We start from the raw sequence: 476 nt of genomic DNA, 5'->3' as shown, positions 1-476 counted from the left end.
ATGAACGTTGATACTGCAACAGGTCCTGTTGATGAACGTGTTCAGCAAATCGTTGTACGTTTAGTATCTGACTTATTCCAAGCGATTGAAGATTTAGATTTAAGCCAATCTGAAGTTTGGAAGGGTCTTGAGTACTTTACTGATGCTGGTCAAGCAAACGAATTAGGTCTTTTGGCTGCTGGTTTAGGTCTTGAGCATTTCCTTGATTTACGTGCAGATGAGAAAGATGCTCAAGCAGGTATTACAGGTGGTACTCCACGTACAATTGAAGGTCCATTGTATGTCGCTGGTGCACCAGAATCAGTTGGTTTTGCACGTATGGATGATGGTTCTGAAGAAGGCAAAATCCCAACTTTAATTATTGAAGGTATCGTTAAAGATACTGAAGGTAACATCATTGAAGGCGCTAAAGTTGAAGTTTGGCATGCAAACAGCTTAGGTAACTACTCGTTCTTTGATAAGTCTCAATCTGACTT

1 protein-coding gene is annotated in these 476 nt (G+C 40.3%); it reads left to right on the top strand.

Annotated elements, in window-relative coordinates; all coding sequences use genetic code 11:
* Nucleotides 1-476: dioxygenase (locus AC1M86_RS14785; protein WP_481608255.1), on the top strand; the 476-nt coding region annotated here is incomplete at both ends.

This window comes from Acinetobacter sp. ANC_7654, assembly GCF_056779855.1.
Note: the sequence above shows the minus strand (reverse complement) of the source record. Positions and strands in the feature narration are given on the sequence as shown.